At 63.7% G+C, this 18,104-nt stretch carries 19 protein-coding genes and 1 tRNA gene; 17 read left to right on the plus strand and 3 right to left on the minus strand.

What is annotated here, in order from left to right; all coding sequences use genetic code 11:
• The first annotated feature begins 3 nt into the window (after positions 1-3).
• The 6 genes from lptB to I0K07_RS00925 all read left to right on the plus strand — a co-directional run bounded on the left by lptB (position 4) and on the right by I0K07_RS00925 (position 5,852).
• The gene (lptB, locus tag I0K07_RS00900; protein WP_238934367.1) at positions 4-771 is read left to right on the plus strand and encodes an LPS export ABC transporter ATP-binding protein; all 768 of its coding nucleotides are present in this window, start codon (positions 4-6) and stop codon (positions 769-771) included.
• Positions 772-808: 37 nt separating this feature from the next.
• Positions 809-2,323 carry an RNA polymerase factor sigma-54 gene (gene rpoN, locus I0K07_RS00905; RefSeq protein ID WP_203290788.1) on the plus strand — a complete coding sequence of 505 codons (1,515 nt, stop codon included), beginning with the start codon at positions 809-811 and terminating at the stop codon, positions 2,321-2,323.
• A 187-nt stretch (positions 2,324-2,510) separates the two neighbouring features.
• The gene (gene hpf / locus I0K07_RS00910) at positions 2,511-3,137 is read left to right on the plus strand and encodes a ribosome hibernation-promoting factor, HPF/YfiA family (protein WP_203290789.1); all 627 of its coding nucleotides are present in this window, start codon (positions 2,511-2,513) and stop codon (positions 3,135-3,137) included.
• A gap of 17 nt (positions 3,138-3,154) precedes the next feature.
• The gene (gene ptsN, locus I0K07_RS00915) at positions 3,155-3,619 is read left to right on the plus strand and encodes a PTS IIA-like nitrogen regulatory protein PtsN (protein WP_203290790.1); all 465 of its coding nucleotides are present in this window, start codon (positions 3,155-3,157) and stop codon (positions 3,617-3,619) included.
• A gap of 107 nt (positions 3,620-3,726) precedes the next feature.
• Positions 3,727-4,590: a tetratricopeptide repeat protein gene (locus I0K07_RS00920; RefSeq protein WP_203290791.1), complete on the plus strand. Its 864-nt coding sequence runs from the start codon at positions 3,727-3,729 to the stop codon at positions 4,588-4,590.
• Positions 4,591-4,655: 65 nt separating this feature from the next.
• Positions 4,656-5,852, plus strand: a complete 1,197-nt coding sequence (locus I0K07_RS00925; protein WP_203290792.1) for a tetratricopeptide repeat protein — start codon at positions 4,656-4,658, stop codon at positions 5,850-5,852.
• Between the two features lie 43 nt (positions 5,853-5,895).
• Here I0K07_RS00925 and I0K07_RS00930 read toward each other — a convergent pair.
• Positions 5,896-5,971: transfer RNA gene (locus I0K07_RS00930), tRNA-Ala, on the minus strand.
• A 109-nt stretch (positions 5,972-6,080) separates the two neighbouring features.
• Positions 6,081-6,524 (minus strand): TIGR02300 family protein, encoded by a 444-nt coding sequence (locus I0K07_RS00935; RefSeq protein ID WP_203290793.1) that lies wholly within the window; start codon positions 6,522-6,524, stop codon positions 6,081-6,083.
• Positions 6,525-6,636: 112 nt separating this feature from the next.
• Here I0K07_RS00935 and aroA point away from each other — a divergent pair, with 112 nt between their 5' ends.
• The 5 genes from aroA to I0K07_RS00960 all read left to right on the plus strand — a co-directional run bounded on the left by aroA (position 6,637) and on the right by I0K07_RS00960 (position 11,820).
• Positions 6,637-7,977, plus strand: coding sequence for a 3-phosphoshikimate 1-carboxyvinyltransferase (gene aroA / locus I0K07_RS00940; RefSeq protein ID WP_203290794.1), 1,341 nt, complete (start codon positions 6,637-6,639; stop codon positions 7,975-7,977).
• A 1-nt stretch (position 7,978) separates the two neighbouring features.
• A complete protein-coding gene (gene cmk, locus I0K07_RS00945; protein ID WP_203290795.1) occupies positions 7,979-8,605 on the plus strand; it encodes a (d)CMP kinase in 627 nt (208 codons plus the stop codon).
• A gap of 138 nt (positions 8,606-8,743) precedes the next feature.
• On the plus strand, positions 8,744-10,492 hold the full coding sequence (rpsA, locus tag I0K07_RS00950) for a 30S ribosomal protein S1 (protein WP_338041016.1): 1,749 nt from the start codon (positions 8,744-8,746) through the stop codon (positions 10,490-10,492).
• Positions 10,493-10,621: 129 nt separating this feature from the next.
• Positions 10,622-10,930: an integration host factor subunit beta gene (locus I0K07_RS00955; protein WP_203290797.1), complete on the plus strand. Its 309-nt coding sequence runs from the start codon at positions 10,622-10,624 to the stop codon at positions 10,928-10,930.
• 101 nt (positions 10,931-11,031) lie between these two features.
• Entirely contained in the window at positions 11,032-11,820 is a 789-nt protein-coding gene (locus tag I0K07_RS00960; protein ID WP_203290798.1) for a putative metalloprotease CJM1_0395 family protein, read from the plus strand.
• Here the strand turns inward: I0K07_RS00960 and I0K07_RS00965 are convergent.
• Entirely contained in the window at positions 11,817-11,969 is a 153-nt protein-coding gene (locus I0K07_RS00965; RefSeq protein WP_203290799.1) for a hypothetical protein, read from the minus strand. The two genes, I0K07_RS00960 and I0K07_RS00965, sit on opposite strands and share 4 nt — an antisense overlap.
• Positions 11,970-12,059: 90 nt before the next feature.
• Between I0K07_RS00965 and I0K07_RS00970 the strand changes: the two genes are divergently transcribed.
• The 6 genes from I0K07_RS00970 to I0K07_RS00995 are packed head-to-tail and all read left to right on the plus strand — an operon-like array spanning position 12,060 to position 18,041.
• Positions 12,060-13,001, plus strand: a complete 942-nt coding sequence (locus I0K07_RS00970; RefSeq protein ID WP_203290800.1) for a LysR substrate-binding domain-containing protein — start codon at positions 12,060-12,062, stop codon at positions 12,999-13,001.
• A gap of 49 nt (positions 13,002-13,050) precedes the next feature.
• A complete protein-coding gene (locus I0K07_RS00975) occupies positions 13,051-13,695 on the plus strand; it encodes a phosphoribosylanthranilate isomerase (protein WP_203290801.1) in 645 nt (214 codons plus the stop codon).
• Between the two features lie 31 nt (positions 13,696-13,726).
• Positions 13,727-14,959 (plus strand): tryptophan synthase subunit beta, encoded by a 1,233-nt coding sequence (gene trpB, locus I0K07_RS00980; protein WP_203290802.1) that lies wholly within the window; start codon positions 13,727-13,729, stop codon positions 14,957-14,959.
• On the plus strand, positions 14,960-15,748 hold the full coding sequence (trpA, locus tag I0K07_RS00985) for a tryptophan synthase subunit alpha (RefSeq protein ID WP_203290803.1): 789 nt from the start codon (positions 14,960-14,962) through the stop codon (positions 15,746-15,748). It abuts the gene before it with no gap.
• Between the two features lie 60 nt (positions 15,749-15,808).
• Positions 15,809-16,723, plus strand: a complete 915-nt coding sequence (gene accD / locus I0K07_RS00990; RefSeq protein WP_203291454.1) for an acetyl-CoA carboxylase, carboxyltransferase subunit beta — start codon at positions 15,809-15,811, stop codon at positions 16,721-16,723.
• Positions 16,713-18,041, plus strand: a complete 1,329-nt coding sequence (locus I0K07_RS00995) for a bifunctional folylpolyglutamate synthase/dihydrofolate synthase (RefSeq protein ID WP_338041002.1) — start codon at positions 16,713-16,715, stop codon at positions 18,039-18,041. The genes accD and I0K07_RS00995 overlap by 11 nt, the downstream gene beginning before the upstream one ends.
• The last annotated feature ends 63 nt before the right edge of the window (positions 18,042-18,104 follow it).

An 18,104-nucleotide genomic window follows, 5' to 3' on the forward strand; every position in this document is an offset into this window, starting at 1 on the left:
CCCATGGCCCTTCAAGAATCCCTGTCCCAAGACATGAATGCCGAACCGGCACGCCCGGGTCTGGTCGTCGAGCAGATCGGCAAGACCTATGGCAAACGCCCGGTCGTAAACGGGGTTTCCGTCTCCCTGCAGCGGGGCGAGGTTGCTGGCCTTCTGGGTCCGAACGGCGCTGGCAAGACGACCTGTTTCTACATGATCACCGGCCTGGTGGAGGTCGATTACGGCCGCATCCTGCTGGATGGCGAGGACATCACCCGCCTGCCCATGTACCAGCGGGCCCGCCTCGGCATCGGTTACCTGCCGCAGGAAAAATCCATCTTCCACGGAATGAGCGTCGCCCAGAACATCCTGGCCGTGGCCGAAGTCGTCGAGAAGAACCGCAAGGCGCGTCATGAGCTGGTCGACCAGCTGCTTGAAGAATTGCGCATCTCCCATCTGCGCGATGCCCCGGCCCCGTCCCTGTCGGGCGGTGAGCGCCGCCGTGTGGAAATCGCCCGCGCCCTCGCGACTCGCCCCTCTTTCATGCTGCTGGACGAACCCTTCGCCGGTATCGATCCGCTGGCGATTGCCGATATTCGCGACCTGATCAAATTTTTGAAGGAACGCGGGATCGGAATTCTGATTACCGACCACAATGTCCGCGAAACCCTTGAAATCACTGACAGAGCCACGATCATCCACGAGGGTGAAGTTCTGTTTGAGGGCTCTCCGGCGGAGATCCGGGCCGACCCGGACGTGCGTCGCGTTTATCTCGGAGAAAGTTTTGGCTGATTAACCTCTGCAGGAAACGTACCAAACAGAGGTTCACATGGCCGGATTGATGCAGAAGCTGGATATGCGCCAGGGCCAGTCCCTGGTGATGACGCCCCAGCTCCAACAAGCCATCAAGCTGTTGCAGCTCTCGAATATCGAGCTTGCCGAGTTCGTCGAAGGCGAGCTGGAACGCAATCCGCTGCTGGAACGCGACGAGCGCGAATCATCCACCGAATCGCTGCGCGAAGAGGGTGAAGGCGAGCCGCGCGAGCTGGAACTCGCTGCCCCCTCCGCCGATGCCAGCGATTCGCTCGATGCCGATTCGGACATGCTGCACGGTGACGACTCCAAATCGGACCTGTCCGGCGTGGAAGCCGCGCCTGGTGAAGCCATGGGCGCGAACAGCCAGTGGTCCTCGCCCGGTTCAGGCGGCGGGTCCGGTGCCGTCAGCGAGGACTATGACGCGATCGCCAATTCCTCGCGCGAGATTTCCCTGTCCGAACACCTGCATGACCAGCTGTCCACGGCCACGGCCGACCCGGTCGACAAGATGATCGGGGCGCACCTGATCGATCTGGCTGATGATGACGGCTATATGCGCGCCGATCTCGACGAGGTCGCCAGCCAGCTCGGCGTCGAGCGGGCCCGTATCGAACGCATGCTGGAACTGACCCAGACATTCGACCCGGCCGGTGTCATGGCGCGGGACCTGCCCGAATGCCTCGCGCTGCAGCTCAAGGAAAAGAACCGTCTGGATCCGGCCATGGCCGCCCTGCTGGACAATCTCGACCGGTTGGCTCGCCATGACTATGCCGCACTGAAATCCCTGTGTGGTGTCGATAATGAGGATCTCGACGAGATGATCGCGGAAATCCGCGACCTCACGCCCAAGCCGGGCCATGCCTTCACCTCGGACACGACCCGCGCCGTGGAGCCGGATGTCTTCATCCGCCAGTCTCCGGACGGGGCCTGGCAGGTGGAACTGAACACCGACACCCTGCCGCGCGTTCTGGTCAACAACACGTATTTCAATGAAATCGTGGCCGTCGCCCGCTCCGAAAGCGACAAGACCTTCATCACCGAGTGTTCGCAGAACGCATCCTGGCTGGTGAAAAGCCTGGACCAGCGCGCCCGTACCATTCTCAAGGTCGCCAGCGAGATTGTGCGCCAGCAGGACATGTTCCTGGCCCATGGCGTGGCCTATCTTCGCCCGCTCAATCTGAAGACTGTGGCCGATGCGATCGGCATGCATGAGTCGACGGTCAGCCGGGTCACCTCCAACAAATATGTCGCCACGCCGCGCGGCATGTTCGAGCTGAAATATTTCTTCACCTCCGCCATCCCGTCAGCCGGCGGCGGCGAATCCCATTCTGCAGAAGCCGTCCGCTACCGGATCAAGACCATGATCGGCCAGGAGTCGGCGGACGATGTGCTCTCCGATGACAAATTGGTTGAGCATTTGCGTGATGAAGGGATTGAAATTGCCCGTCGGACTGTGGCCAAATACCGGGAGGCGCTCAACATCCCTTCCTCGGTCCAGCGCCGTCGTATTCTGAAACGAGCTGGCTAGGGAAAGCTTGCCTAAGGCGCCTCGGCGGATCCGGTCCGCCGCCGTCGCGGTGCGACGGTTTTCGGAGCCAGCTTGCGATTGACTCCAACCGTGACCCGCGACTAGGTTCCGCCCGCTTTTCCGGATCGGGGCGGCAACCACACGTCAACGCCTCACGTGCCGGTGTATGGCCGGCGGGAAGGAGCGCATGCAAATACAGGTGGTCAACAAAGGCATCGACGTCAGCGACGCACTGCGGGAGCAAATCCTCGGCCGTGTCGAAGACGGGGTGACCAAATACTTCAATCGCCCGGGTGAGGCCTATGTCTCGATCTCGCGCGAAGGCGTCGGCTTTCGCGTCGATTGTTCGCTGCATCTGCCCTCGGGTGCCATGCTGCAGGCTCACGGTTCTGCCGATGATGCCTACAAGGCAGCTGTCGATACCATGGAGCGCCTGGAGAAGCGCCTCCGCCGCTACAAGCGGAAACTCAAGAACCACCACAATGCCAACAAGGCCGAACTTCCGGCCGAGTCCATGCCGATTCTGGTACTTCAGGGCTCGCCCGATAATGGCCTTGATGATGATTACGATGAGCAGGAAGACAGCGGCGCACCCGCCAATGGGGCGCCCGAGCCAATCGTGATTGCGGAACGGCCCGGCGAGATGCGGACCCTGACGGTCGGCATGGCCTCGCTGGAACTGGAAGCGGCAGACTCGCCTTTCCTCATGTTCCGGAATGCGGCAAGTGGCGGTCTGAACATCGTCTACCGGCGCCCGGACGGCCATATCGGCTGGCTGGATCCGTCGCGGACAGACACTGCGAAGTCGGCCTAGGAACGAGAAGTCGTACAATGGCGTTAGCTGATTTGATCCCCAATGGGGGTGTGGCCGTTGATCTGGGCGCATCCAGCCGGAAACAGGCCCTGCAAGCGATGTCTGACGTCGCCGCAGAGCTCACCGGGCTGTCGGCCCGCGACATCTTCGATGCCGTGCTTCAACGCGAACGTCTCGGCTCGACCGGTGTCGGCCAGGGCGTTGCCATTCCCCATGCCCGGCTTGCCGGGGTCGACGAGGTTGTCGGCGTGTTCGCACGCCTGCGCTCGCCGGTGGATTTCGAATCGATCGACGGCCGTCCTGCGGACCTGATCTTCATGCTGATCGCGCCCGAGGATGCCGGGGCGGAACACCTCAAGGCACTGGCACGCGTTTCACGCCTGCTGCGCCGCGAGGATGTCCGCCAGCGCCTGCGTGCGGCGCCCGATGCCGACGCGGTTCATGCCGTTCTGGCTGGTGAACCCGCCAGCGACGCGGCCTGATCCAACAGCAGACTGTCACCAGACAGAAGAGCTGAATGCGGCGTACATGCCGCGTTCAGCCGCTGCCTGCTTTGCTCCCGGCCAGACATGCCAATGGGAGCCCCACCATGTTGCGACAAACCCTCTGCGCCCTCAGCCTGGCCCTGAGTGCGGGTTCACTGCTGGCCCAGACCGACCTCGCCAGCCTGCGCAGCGCTGCGGAAGCGGGTGATCGCGGAGCCGCCTTCGACTTCGGCTATGAGCTGACCTTCCCCGAAACCGGCAGCCCCGATTATGAGACGGGCCGCTACTGGCTGACCCGTGCGGCCGATGCCGACCTGGCCTATGCCAATTACGTGCTCGGACAAATCTATCTCGACGGCATCGGGACCGACGCCGATCCGGACCGGGCCCGCGCCTTTTTCGAACTCGCCTGGCACGCCGAAGACGCCGCTGCCGGATACGCCCTCGCCGAGCTTTTGCTCTATGATTATGAGGACGAAGAGAGCGAAGCCTTCGCCCTGCTGGAAACCCTCGCCGATGATCCCGATTTCGGGGCCCTGGCCCGGCTCACCCTCGCCGACGCCCTGTTCTTCGGTTCGGAAGACGCTGCGGACATTGCCCGCGCCGTGGAACTGGCCGGCACAGCCCTGGCCCTCGACCCCGGACTGACCAATGCCCACTACCTGCTGGGCATTGCCGCCATGGAGGGGCTCGGCCGCGAAGTGGACGGAGGGGCGGCACTGGATCACTGGATGCAGGGCAGCCGGGGCGGCGACACTCTGGCCATGCTCGCCCTGGCCGATGCCCTGATGGATGGCGTCTCCGGCGAAACCGACCCGGTCGAGGCCCGCGCGTGGTACGGCGTGGCGGCCTCCTTCGGGGATGATGATGCACTCGACACGATTGAAACCCTCGACGCCAGCCTGCCCCCGGAAACCCTCGCCCAGGCCCGGGCACGCATGGACACATTGCTGACGGAGATTGAATAGGACGGCAGGATTTGACCAAACCCTAGGCTGCATAAATAGTGCTCCACAGCATGGGGGATTCCTGAATGATCAGAGACGGGTTTTACGCCGGCGTCTTGCTGTTGTGCGCGATAGCAGGTCCGGCGACGGCGCAGGGTACTGACATCGCTGTCGCGCCGAACGCGAGCGAAAGCGCATTTGACGGACTGTTCGACCGTTTCCTGGCACTGGCGGAAACCGAACCTCGAGACCCGGATGCCGAACAGGCCTTGCGCGCCGACGTCCAAGCCCAGGCAGAACAAGGCCTTGGCAATGCCATGAACCTACTCGGCGTGATCACGGATACCGATTTCGGCGGCCCCGCCAATCCTGAAGCCGCCTATGCCATCTTCCAGGATGCTGCAGCCCTCGGGGATGCCGGCGGCAACATCAATGTCGCCATTCGCGACCTTCTGTCCTGGGATGAAGACCGGCAGGTCTCGGCCGTCACCCGCCTTCGCCGCCTGCTGGAACGTGACGATCTGCAGGACGGCTTGCCGGACCTGATCATCGGTTATTTGGGCGTTGCCGCCTTCTTCGAAGTCGACGGCACAACCGATGATCTTGCCGAGGCGCTGGAGCTGGTAAGTGCCGGCCTGCAAGCGGACCCCCGCAACAGCCTGTTCAACCGCACCGCCGGCCAGCTTCTCGAATCCGGGGAGGCCGGACCGAGAAACCCGGCCGCAGCCCTGTCGCATTATCAGGCCGCCGGCCTGGCCGGAGACGGTTTTTCCGCCTGGAAGGCTGGCATGATGCTGATCAATGGCGATGGCGTGAGCGCCAATGAGGAAGAGGCTTTCCTCTGGGTCCAGCGATCAGCCGAGACCGGCTATGATGACGGGCTGATCTCGCTGGCCGTCATGCACGCCGTCGGCCAGGGTACGCCCGTGAATGCCCCGGAGGCTCGCACCCTCTACCGGAACGCCGCCTCACGCGGAAACCTGCATGCCATGCGAGGCCTCGGATCCATGCTGGTATTCGGCGAGGGTGGGCCGGACGAACCCCGGATGGGCGTTGCGCTCCTGCAGATGGCGGCCCAGCGGGGAGACCTGTATGCCATCGATATCATGCAACGGCTCCAGCCCCACCTGCCAGCAGACCCGGCCTGGCAACAGGGCGTCGACGATGCCGGCCGTGCATTTCTCGACAATTACGGCCTCACGCCAGACAGTCTCTACGGGCAGCAGGCAACGCCACCCATCGCCCCCACCGTGATCCCTGCACGGTCCGACGACCCGCAATAACCGACCAAGAAAAAACCCCGCCGGAACCGGCGGGGTTTTGACTTGGTGGAGCCAGGCGGAATCGAACCGCCGACCTCTTGAATGCCATTCAAGCGCTCTCCCAACTGAGCTATGGCCCCGAAACTTGTGCCGCCGGCTTGGGTCCCGGCGAGAGGCGCGGAAACTAGTCCCGGATTTTGCCGGGATCAAGCCTCTTTTGCGCCCTTTGTGCAGCGCTGTGCAGCTGCCCTAGAGATCCTCGTCCTTCTCGATGTTGAAGTCGCCGAAATCATCGTCTTCATCATCATCGATCAGCACATTGGTGTCGTCGTCATCATCGGAGTCGTCGTCGACATCCTCTTCCTCGAACCCGTCGGGGATGTCGTCGCTCAGACCGGACGAATTCTCGTCATCATCATCGTCATCATCCGGAATGCGGTCGGCTTCGGCGTCGACTTCCGGCGTATCATCGTCTTCGTCGCCATAGCCGTCATCATCGGACGTGTCCGGCTTCTTCTTCGGAGCGTCCTCTTCCTCGGGTTCCACAGCCTTGGCTTTCAGGCGCGGATCCTCGAGTTCCGGATCAAACTCGGTTTCGCATTTCGGGCAGCGCGCAGGACGACGGCCCAGATCGTAGAATTTGGCACCGCAGCTGGGGCAGGTGCGCTTGGTTCCCAGTTCAGGCTTGGCCATGACTTCCCTTCACAACCATTTTTCGAATTTCGGCGGCACCCGTTGCCACGATCACCGCGCTCTGTCAAAACCTGATCGCCGTCATGTCACCTCAAACCTTGCTTTTCCGTTCATGAGCGAAACTTCTTCCGGTCTGCGTGGCCCCGCGAAAGCGCGTCCCGCCCAAGGCCTTAAGGGCCGTTTGTCCGCCCCCGGGGACAAGTCCATCTCCCATCGCTCTTTTATTATGGGCGCGCTGGCCCGGGGTGAGACCCGGATCACCGGCCTGCTCGAGAGCGAGGATGTGCTCAATACCGGCAAGGCCATGGCCGCCCTGGGCGCCACGGTCAGCCGAACCGGACCGGGCGAGTGGCAGGTGACCGGATGTGGCGGCCAGTTCTCCACCCCGGCTGAAGCCCTGGACTTCGGCAATGCCGGTACAGGCGTCCGCCTGGTCATGGGCGTGGTCGCGGGCGCCGGTGTCGGAGCCGATTTTATCGGCGATGCCAGCCTGTCCTCGCGCCCCATGCGCCGGGTCACGGATCCGCTCGGTGAAATGGGCGCCCGTTTCACCACGACAGAGGGCCGCCTGCCGGCCCATCTGGACCCTTCCAGCCTGCACGGCATCCACTACACACCGCCGATCGCCTCGGCCCAGGTGAAATCCGCTGTTCTTCTGGCCGGCCTCGGCGCGACGGGCGAGACCTGTGTCCATGAGCCCCAGATCACGCGCGACCACACCGAGACCATGCTCAAGGCGTTCGGTGTGTCCATCGACGTCACGCGCGACGGGCCGGCCTCGACCATCCGTCTGTCGGGCCCGCAAATCCTGACCGCCTGCCCGGTCGACGTGCCCGGAGACCCCTCCTCCTCCGCCTTTGCCCTGGTTGCCGCCCTCATCATTCCCGACAGCGAGGTGACGCTGACCGGTGTGATGGACAATCCGGCCCGAACCGGCCTGTTCGAGACGCTCAAGGAAATGGGGGCTGACCTCACCTTCGAGCCGGGTCCTGACATGGCCGGCGAACGCACGATGACGATCACGGCCCGCACCTCGACGCTCAAAGGGATTGAAGTCCCGGCCGAGCGCGCACCGGCGATGATCGATGAGTATCCCATCCTGTCCGTCGCGGCGGCTTTCGCCGAAGGCACCACTTTCATGCCGGGCCTGGAAGAGCTGCGCGCCAAGGAAAGTGACCGTCTTGCCGGTACAGCCGCCCTGTTGGCTGCCAGTGGTGTCCGGGTTGAAGCCGGCGAAGACAGCCTCACCGTTCATGGCGCCGGCCTCAAAGGCATTGAGGGCGGCGGCTGTACCCAGACGCATCACGACCACCGCCTGGCCATGAGCGGCCTGGTTCTGGGCCTCGCCTCGCGCACGGGCGCATCCGTGGATGATGTCGCCATGATCGCGACCAGCTATCCGGACTTCTTCGACCATATGCGCGCCCTGGGCGCCGAGCTGGAGCCGACGTGAGATGATCATTGCCGTTGATGGTCCACTCGCATCCGGCAAGGGCACGATTGCCCGCGCCCTGGCCGCGCGTTTCGGCCTGCCGCATCTGGACACCGGAACCCTCTACCGCGCCACCGGCCTGGCCGTGATGGATACCGGCACCAATCCGGCAGACGCCGAGGCCTGCGCCAAGCTCGCCCGCAATCTGAATATCAACCGTATCGACGCGGACCGGATCCGCACCGCCGAAGCCGGGGCCATGGCGTCCAAGGTCGCCTCCATCCCGCAAGTCCGCGATGCCCTGTTCGAGCTGCAGCGGGCCTTTGCCACCCAGGAGGGCGGCGCCATCCTGGACGGGCGCGATATCGGCACGGTGATCTGTCCCGATGCCGAGGTGAAACTCTATGTCACCGCCGATGCGGAGACCCGCGCACGCCGCCGCTGGGAGGAATTGCGGGCCCGCGGCGAGAAGCTCAGCTTCGAAACCATGCTCGACCAGACCCTGGAACGGGACCGCCGTGATGCCGGGCGCGCCGATGCGCCCATGCGTCCCGCAGACGACGCGACCTTGCTTGATACGTCTTCCTTGAGTATAGACGCGGCCGTTGCCCAAGCGATCCGCATTGTGGAAAAGCGCCAAAAGGCGTGACACTTCCGGCGCTAGGGTAGCAAGAAGCCGGGTCTTTGGGACGAGCGTTTCGCGGCATCGAGCGATGCAGCGACCTTGTCCCGCGCCCATTTGTACAATGTCCAACCGGCCGAAATCGGCCAAGCGGTGATCGCCGCACTGTTTGAAACAGCGTTCACTGCCTCGGAGCAACCCTTTAACATGACTACTGAATCTCTCACCCCGACGACTGATGATTTTGCCGCAATGCTCGAAGCGAGCCTGGCCGGCCGTGATCTGGCTGAAGGCCAAGTCGTCAAAGGTACCGTGACCTCGATCGAAAATGATGTCGTGGTCGTTGATGTTGGCCTCAAGACCGAAGGCCGCATCCCGATGCGCGAATTCACGGGCCCGGGCTCGGAAGCCCCGAAGGCGGGTGACGAAGTCGAAGTTTATCTGGAGCGCATCGAAAACGCGCTCGGTGATGCCATTCTGTCGCGCGACAAAGCCCGCCGCGAAGAAAGCTGGGATCGCCTCGAGAAGTCCTTCGAGAAGAAAGAGCCGGTCAACGGCGCCATCGTCGGCCGCGTCAAAGGCGGCTTCACGGTGGATCTGGGTGGTGCCTCGGCCTTCCTGCCGGGCTCCCAGGTCGACATCCGTCCGGTGCGCGATGTTGGTCCGCTGATGAACCAGGAACAGCCGTTCGCGATCCTGAAAATGGACCGTCCGCGCGGCAATATCGTGGTCTCCCGCCGCGCCGTTCTGGAAGAAAGCCGTGCCGAACAGCGCGCCGAGCTCGTTGGCCAGCTGGCCGAGGGCGAAGCCCGCGAAGGCGTCGTCAAGAACATCACCGATTACGGTGCGTTCGTTGACCTGGGTGGCATTGACGGCCTGCTGCACGTCACCGACATGTCCTGGAGCCGCGTCGGCCACCCGTCTGAAGTGGTGGAAGTCGGCCAGACGGTCAAAGTCCAGATCATCAAGATCAACAAGGAAACCCAGCGTATCTCGCTCGGCATGAAACAGCTGATGTCGGATCCGTGGGAAGGCGTCGCCGCGAAATACCCGGTCGGTGCCACCTTCGAAGGTCGCGTCACGAACATCGCCGAATACGGTGCGTTTGTTGAGCTGGAAGAAGGCGTTGAAGGCCTGGTCCACGTCTCCGAAATGTCCTGGACCAAGAAGAACGTCCACCCGGGCAAGATCCTGTCCACGTCTCAGGAAGTCCAGGTCATGGTTCTCGATGTCGACGCCGACAAGCGCCGCATCTCCCTGGGCGTCAAGCAGACCCAGCGCAATCCGTGGGAAGTGTTCGCCGAAACGCACCCGTCCGGTTCCACCATCAAGGGCGAAATCAAGAACATCACCGAATTCGGTCTGTTCGTTGGCCTGGATGGCGATATCGACGGCATGGTGCACCTCTCCGACATCTCCTGGGAGCAGTCGGGCGAGCAAGCCATCGAAGCCTTCAAGAAGGGCGACATGGTCGACGCCAAGGTTCTCGACGTTGACGTCGAGAAAGAGCGCGTCTCCCTCGGCATCAAGCAGCTGGGCGGCGATCCGATGGACAGCTCCGGCGTCAGCCGCGGCGACACGGTCACCTGCACCGTCACCGAGATCACCTCGGGCGGTATCGAAGTCGCCTTCGGCGATGATGGTGGCGTGAAGTCCTTCATCCGCAAGTCCGACCTGTCCCGCGATCGTGCGGAACAGCGTCCGGAACGCTTCGCTGTCGGTGACAAGGTCGATGCCCGCATCACCAATATCGACAAGGCCTCGCGCCGCATCTCCCTGTCCATCAAGGCGCTGGAGATCTCCGAAGAGCGTGAAGCCGTCGAACAGTACGGTTCCTCCGACGCCGGTGCGTCCCTGGGTGATATCCTGGGTGCAGCCCTGCGCGAGAAGGAAGGCGACGACGAAACCAACTAGGCTTCGTCAACGTCTCGGAAATGAAGAATCGGCCGGAGCACAGCCTCCGGCCGGTTTTTTTTGTCAGTATGCATTGACGCCTGCACCGTCAGACGCAAGGATTAGACGTTCAGACGCGGAGGTTTAGCGATGATCAAATCAGAATTGATCGACAAGCTTGCGGAGGCAAACCCGCATCTTTACCACCGCGACGTGGAACGCGTGGTCAACACCATCCTTGATGGCATCACCGATGCACTCGCCGCGGGCGACCGGGTTGAGCTTCGGGGTTTCGGCGCGTTTTCAGTGCGTTGCCGCCCGGCCCGGGTTGGCCGCAATCCGCGCACCGGGGAAAGTGTCGCCGTAAAGGAAAAGCACGTTCCCTTCTTCAAGACGGGCAAGGAATTGCGCGAGCGCGTGGATGAAAGCCGCGCCAGCGTGCCTGAGCTGACCGGCTGAAACGCCTGATCTGACGGATTGCATCACATGTGCGTGAATCCGGCGCAGTTGAACGATCCCGTTTAACACGACTTAAACCCGCTCATTCAAAACGGTAGGCGATGTCGATTTCGTCTGCCGCCCTGTCGGCCTATGCCTCGGTCAGTGCCTATGCCAGCCCGTCCGCGCTCTCTGTCGCGCAGTCGGCCGGCTGCGCGTCCTGCGGCGGACCGCAATGCGGCGGCTGTGACGAGGTCTCGACAGCCAAGGCTGGCGATGCCGGCAAGGACCGGATCGACCTGTCCTCCCAGGCCCAGGCCTATCTCCAGTCCGAGGAGAGCCCGGACAAGGATGCCGCCAACCCGCAGGGACTGTCCGAGGCAGAACAGAAACAGGTCGATGCGCTGGAAAAGCGCGACCAGGAAGTCCGCGCCCATGAGCAAGCGCACAAGGCCGTCGGCGGCGAGCATGCCGGCGCCATCAGCTATGAATACGAGCGCGGACCGGATGGGCGTCAATATGTCGTGGGCGGCGAAGTGCCGATCGATGCCAGCCCGGTAAAGGGTGATCCGGAAGCGACCATCGAGAAGATGGAACAGGTCAAGGCGGCAGCCCTCGCCCCGGCCGAACCCTCCGGGCAGGACCGCAAGGTCGCTGCCCTCGCTGATGCGCAGGCGGCGCAGGCCCGGGCCGAACTGGCTCAGGCTGAACAGGCTGACGAGGGTGAGGCGGGAAACGCCGGGGAGACATCCCAGCCCTCACTGTCCCAGCAGCTCGCGGAACTCCGCGAACAGGAGACCCCGGATGATCCGTCATCGGCATCGACGGATGTGTCCGGCCTCGCCGCCTATGCCGCCAACGCCTATCGGCATCCGGCCCTGGCGGGAATTACGGGTCTGGGCGTGATCTAGACCTTGCGGTGCCAGTCCCGCTGGCCCTCCATCCAGGCGAAGGCGCCTGTGAGCCATCCCAGCCAGCTGCGATCCGCTTTCCAATAGCGCGGATTGGCGCCGATCACGGTCGGCGGTGTTTTCTCGATCATGAATTCCATCAGGGTCATGGCGACCTCCGTCATAAGCTTGACCATGACTTAAGAGCGCAAAACCGCCTTGACCAACGCGTTATCAAGGGTCTCTGATAAGCCCAGCTTATGACTGATTTCAGCCCCCTCCCGCCGGTCCAGGCCATTCGCGTGTTCGAGACGGCCGCCCGGCTTGGCAATTTCACCCGCACGGGTGAAGCCCTCGGCATGACCCAGGCGGCGGTGAGCTATCAGATCAAACTGCTGGAAGACCGGCTTGGCTTTGCCCTGTTCGAGCGCAAGGCCCGCCATGTAGAGCTGACCCCGCGCGGCACCCAGCTGGCCCGCGGCACGTCCGAGGCCTTCCGCCTGCTGGAGCGCACCTTCCGCGATGTCCGGGAAGACCGCGCCAGCGTGCTGTCAGTCACCGCCCTTCCCACCTTTTGCTCCAACTGGCTGGTGCCCCGGATCGGCGGCTTCCAGATCGCCCATCCCGAACTGGCCGTCCGCATCGACAGCCGCTCCGACCTGGTCGACATCAAGGCGGGCGAGGCCGATATCGGCATCCGCATCGGCAAGGGCGACTGGCCGGGCCTGGAGGCCCGCCACCTCTTCCCCGACACCACCGCCCCGCTCATCCCGCGATCCGCGCTGGAGCGGCATGGTCCGTTCGACAGGCCGGAAGACCTGCTCAAACTCCGCCTGTTCGGCCCGATGCACTGGTGGCGTGCCTGGATGGAGGAAAGCGGCGTCGACCCGGCGCGCCTGCCCGACCGGCCGGCCCTGGAGCTGGAAACCCAGACGATGGAAGTCTCTGCCGCCATCGCCTCCGGTGATGCCGCGGTTCTGGTCACCCCGATCTACTTCGCCGAACAGATCGCCTCCGGCACCCTCATCCAGCCCTTCGCCCATGAAAGCCCGCACACCCATTCCCACTATCTCGTGTTCGACCCGGCCCGCGCCGGTGAGCCGAAGATCAAGGCCTTCATCGAATGGCTCCTCTTCCAGCCCATGGCCTTCTGCCTCAACCGCCCGCAACCGGCTTTCCCGGAAGCGGGCGAGGCGGTCTGACGGAGGCCCACGCTTCCCCTCCTCCCGATAAACCGCTAACGGTCGAGGCATGACCCAGATCAAGTTCTGCGGATTGAAGACCGGGCGGGATGTTGCGGCGGCCGAAGCGGCGGGCGCGGCCTGGACCGGTTTTGTCATTTTCGAGAAGAGCCCGCGGCATGTCTCGCCCTCCCTGGCCGGGGAATTGGCGCATCTGGCAAAAAACAGCCAGACCGTCGCCGTGACCGTGAATCCCGATGATGATCTGCTGGCGCGCATCCGCGATGCCATGCATCCGGACTGGATCCAGCTGCACGGATCGGAGAGCCCGCAGCGCGTGGTGCAGGCTCGCGCCTATGCAAAACGCGGTGTTATCAAGGCCTTGCCGGTCGCTGAAGCCGCTGATCTGGAGGCCGCCAAAGCCTATGACCGGATCGCGGACATGCTGTTGTTCGACGCCAAACCGCCCAAAGACGCCGAACGGCCTGGCGGGCATGGGGTGGGCTATGATTATGCACTGCTGAAATCGCTGCAGATTTCCGTACCCTGGCTCTTGTCCGGGGGGCTTGATGCCACCAATGTCGCTGCCGCCGTATCCCAAGCCGGGGCACAGGCGGTGGATGTCTCGTCCGGCATCGAATCCGCGCCCGGTGTGAAGGATGCCGCGAAGATCGCCGCCTTCGCCTCCGCGCTGGCGGTACCCACGCAAGCCTAGCCATCCGCAAGGCCGTTAAAAGGAGAGTGCCATGAGCGAAACCGTGTCCGCCGATACACGCCCGAATGCGCTCTCGGCCTGGCCGGATGCGCGCGGCCGGTTTGGCGATTATGGCGGTCGTTTCGTCGCCGAAACATTGATGCCGAACATCCTGGAACTCGAGGAAGCCTATGAGGCCGCCAAGAAGGATCCGGAGTTCAAGGCGCAGATGGATCTCTTCCTGAAGGATTATGTCGGCAAGCCCAGCCCGATCTATTTCGCCGAGCGGCTGACCGAGGCATTCGGCGGCGCCCAGGTCTGGTTCAAGCGCGACGAGCTCAACCATACCGGCAGCCACAAGATCAATAACTGCCTCGGCCAGGTCCTGCTGGCCAAGCGCATGGGCAAGACCCGCATCATCGCCGAGACCGGTGCCGGCCAGCACGGTGTGGCCACCGCGACCGTGGCCGCGCGTTTCGGCATTCCCTGCACCGTCTTCATGGGTGCCACCGATGTGGAACGCCAGGCGCCCAATGTGTTCCGCATGAAGCTGCTGGGCGCGGAAGTCGTCCCGGTCACCTCCGGCACGGGCACGCTGAAGGACGCCATGAATGAGGCCCTGCGCGACTGGGTGACGAATGTGAAGGACACCTTCTACGTCATCGGCACGGTCGCCGGCCCGCACCCCTATCCGGCCATGGTCCGTGATTTCCAGTCCATCATCGGCCGCGAAGCCCGCGCCCAGATGAAGGAACGTCTGGGCCGCCTGCCCGATGCCTGCGTCGCCTGTATCGGGGGCGGTTCCAATGCGATGGGCCTTTTCCATCCCTTCATCGAGGATGAGGAAGTGCGCCTGATCGGCGTAGAGGCCGCCGGCCATGGCATCGAAACCGGCGAACACGCGGCGTCTCTGAAGGGTGGCAAGCCGGGCATTCTGCATGGCAACAAGACCTATCTCCTGCAGGATGATGACGGGCAGATCATCGACGCCCACTCCATCTCCGCCGGTCTGGACTATCCCGGCATCGGCCCGGAACACGCCTTCCTGCACGATGCCAAGCGCGCCGAATACGTCTCCGCGACGGATGAGGAAGCGATGGAAATGTTCCAGCTCTGCACCAAGCTGGAAGGCATCATCCCCGCCCTGGAACCCAGCCACGCCCTCGCCCGCGTCCGCGATTTGGCCGCCGAGCTCGGCGAAAACGGCATCATCCTGATGAATATGTGCGGCCGCGGTGACAAGGACGTTCCCCAGATCGCCCGCATGCTGGGGGTGGAGCTCTAGATGACCAACCGCCTCACCACCCGTTTCGCGGAATTGTCCGCCTATAATCGTGCCGGTTTCGTCGCCTATATGATGGCCGGGGATGGCGACAGCCAGGCCCTCTTGAATGCCCTGCCCGCAGCTGGCGCCGATGTGATCGAGCTGGGCATGCCCTTCACCGATCCGATGGCCGATGGCGCCGCCATCCAGGCCTCCGCCCTGCGCGCGCTGGAAGCCGGCATGACGCTGAAGAAGACGCTCGATCAGGCCGCCACCTTCCGCAAGACCGACAAGACCACGCCGATCGTACTGATGGGCTATGCCAATCCGATCCACCATATGGGCTGGGACAAGTTCGCCAAGGCGGCCGGCAAGGCCGGTGTCGACGGGCTGATCTGTGTCGATGTGCCGCCGGAAGAGGATGAGGAACTCCGCACCGCGCTGGACAAGCACGGCATCGCCCTGATCCGCCTCGCCACGCCAACGACGGACGACAAGCGTCTGGCCACTGTGGTCGCCAATACGGCGGGTTTTGTTTATTACGTTTCCACGACAGGCGTGACCGGAGCCGGCACCGGAGCCGTCACCGAAGTCAGCGAAGCGGTCGCCCGGGTCCAGAAAGCCTCGGGTCTGCCGGTCGCGGTGGGCTTTGGTGTGCGTGAACCGGAACAGGCCGCGGCCATCGCAAAACATGCTGACGCTGTGGTTGTCGGCTCGGCCATTGTGGACGCCATGCACGAAGGTGGTGTCGCCGGGGCGACAGGTTTGGTAAAGCGCCTGTCTTCTGCGGTTCATACCGCGCGCCGCTAGCGGCAAGAGACAGCATCAGGGCTTTGGGGGCCTTTGATAATGAGTGAACAGGATTCAGGCATGAACTGGCTGACCAAGATCACCCCTCCGGGGATGTCGAAAATCTTCTCCAAGCGGGACACGCCTGACAATCTCTGGATCAAATGCCCCAAGACCGGCGAAATGGTCTTCCACAAGGATCTGGAAGCCGGCCTCTTCGTGACCCCGGGGGGTCACCATATGCGTATCGGCCCGTCCTGGCGTTTCCAGTTCACCTTCGATGGCGAGTTCAAGGAGCTCGACACGCCGGAAGTGCCGCGCGACCCGCTGAAGTTCAAGGACGACAAGCCCTATACCTCGCGCATCCAGGCCGCGCGCAAGAAGACCGGCCGCGATGACGCGATGGCGATCGCCGTCGGCCAGATCGACGGTCTGGAAAGCGTCGTCCTGGTCCAGAATTTCGCCTTCATGGGCGGCTCGCTCGGCATGGCAGCCGGTGAGAGCTTCATCAAGGCCGCCGAAGAGGCTGTGAAGCGCAAGGCCCCGCTCGTGGTCTACACCGCCGCCGGTGGTGCCCGCATGCAGGAAGGGGCCCTGTCGCTGATGCAGATGCCGCGCACCACGATCGCCGTGGAAATGCTGCGCGAAGCTGGCCTGCCCTATATCGTCGTGCTGACCGACCCGACCACGGGCGGCGTCACCGCCTCCTACGCCATGCTGGGCGATGTCCATATTGCCGAACCGGGCGCCCTGGTCGGTTTTGCCGGTCCGCGTGTGATCGAACAGACGATCCGCGAGAAACTGCCGGAAGGCTTCCAGCGCTCCGAATACCTGCTGGAAAAGGGCATGGTCGACAAAGTCGTGCATCGCCGGGACATTCCGGCTACACTGGGCCGGCTTTTGAGGGTGATGATGAAACGTCCGGGATCTTCCGTTCGCGCCAGCCTGACACCGCCGCCTGCTGATCACGTGGTCGCCGACGGGGGTGGCCATTAGCACGCGCCGTCAGGACGTAGATGACGCGCTGGCGCGCCTCGCGCGCCTGCATCCCAAGAAGATTGACCTCTCCCTGGGCCGGCTCCAGCGCCTGCTGACGGCCCTGGGCAATCCCCAGGACAGCCTGCCGCCGACCATCCATGTCGCCGGCACGAATGGCAAAGGCTCCACCTGCGCCTATCTGGCCGAAATGGCCCGTACCAAGGGCGAAAAGGTCCATATCTATACCTCGCCCCATCTGGTGGATTTCAACGAGCGCATCCTGCTCGACTCCCAGCCGGTGGACGACAAGACGCTGATCGAGGCTTTCGCCCGCTGCGAAGCCGCCAATTTCGGCGAGCCGATCACCTTTTTCGAGATCACCACGGCGGCGGCCCTGCTGCTCTTCTCAGAACACCCGGCCGACCGGCTGATCCTGGAAGTGGGTCTGGGCGGGCGCTATGACGCGACCAATGTGATCGGCAAGCCGGCGCTCAGCATGATCACGCCGGTCTCCATGGACCATCAGGAATTCCTGGGATCGGAACTCGCCACCATCGCCCGCGAAAAGGCGGGCATCTGCAAATTCGGTGTCCCCGTTGTGCTGGGGCAGCAAAGCGATGAGGCCGAAGCCGCCATTCTGGAAGAGGCCCAGAAAGTGGGGGCGCCGACCTGGGTCTGGGGCCGCGATTACAACGCCTATATCCAGCATGGCCGTCTCGTCTATGAGGACGAGACCCGTGTCTGGGATTTGCCCGGCCCGGGCCTGCTGGGCCCGCACCAGATCATGAATGCCGGCGCGGCTGCTGCTTGCGCGGCCGTGCTGGAATGGCCGGAGAGCGCCGCCGCCGGTGGCATTGCCAATGCCAGCTGGCCGGCCCGTCTGCAGAACATCACGCGCGGCCCGCTGGGCGAGATCGCCCGCAAGGCCGGTGCCGAGCTCTGGCTGGATGGCGGGCATAATGAAGCCGCCGCCAAAGCCCTCTCCCACGCCCTCGCCGACATGGATGAGCGTGAAGAGCGTCCGCTGGTGATCATTGCCGGCTTCTCACCCAACAAGGATGTGAAAGCCTGGTGCCAGCAATTCGCCGGACTGGCCCGGCGCATGATCGCCGTGGAATTCCGTTCCGGCCGCGGCGGTTCCCAATCCGTCCAGGATGTCATCGCCGCTGCCAAGGCAGCCGGCCTGCATGCCGATGGCGCGGGCGGGCTCATCCCGGCCATGAAAAACGCGGCCCGGGAGCATCCGGCCCCGCGCATCCTGATCGGCGGGTCGCTCTATCTGGCCGGCGAAGCCCTCGCCCTCGGCGATGCCCCGCCCCACAAGACACCGGGCTGATACACCGGGCTGAGACACCATAAAGAAAAACGGGCGCCACAGGCGCCCGTTTCTCATTCACTC

Origin of the sequence: Maricaulis parjimensis (assembly GCF_016817355.1) — a bacterium.
Lineage (GTDB): Bacteria > Pseudomonadota > Alphaproteobacteria > Caulobacterales > Maricaulaceae > Maricaulis > Maricaulis parjimensis.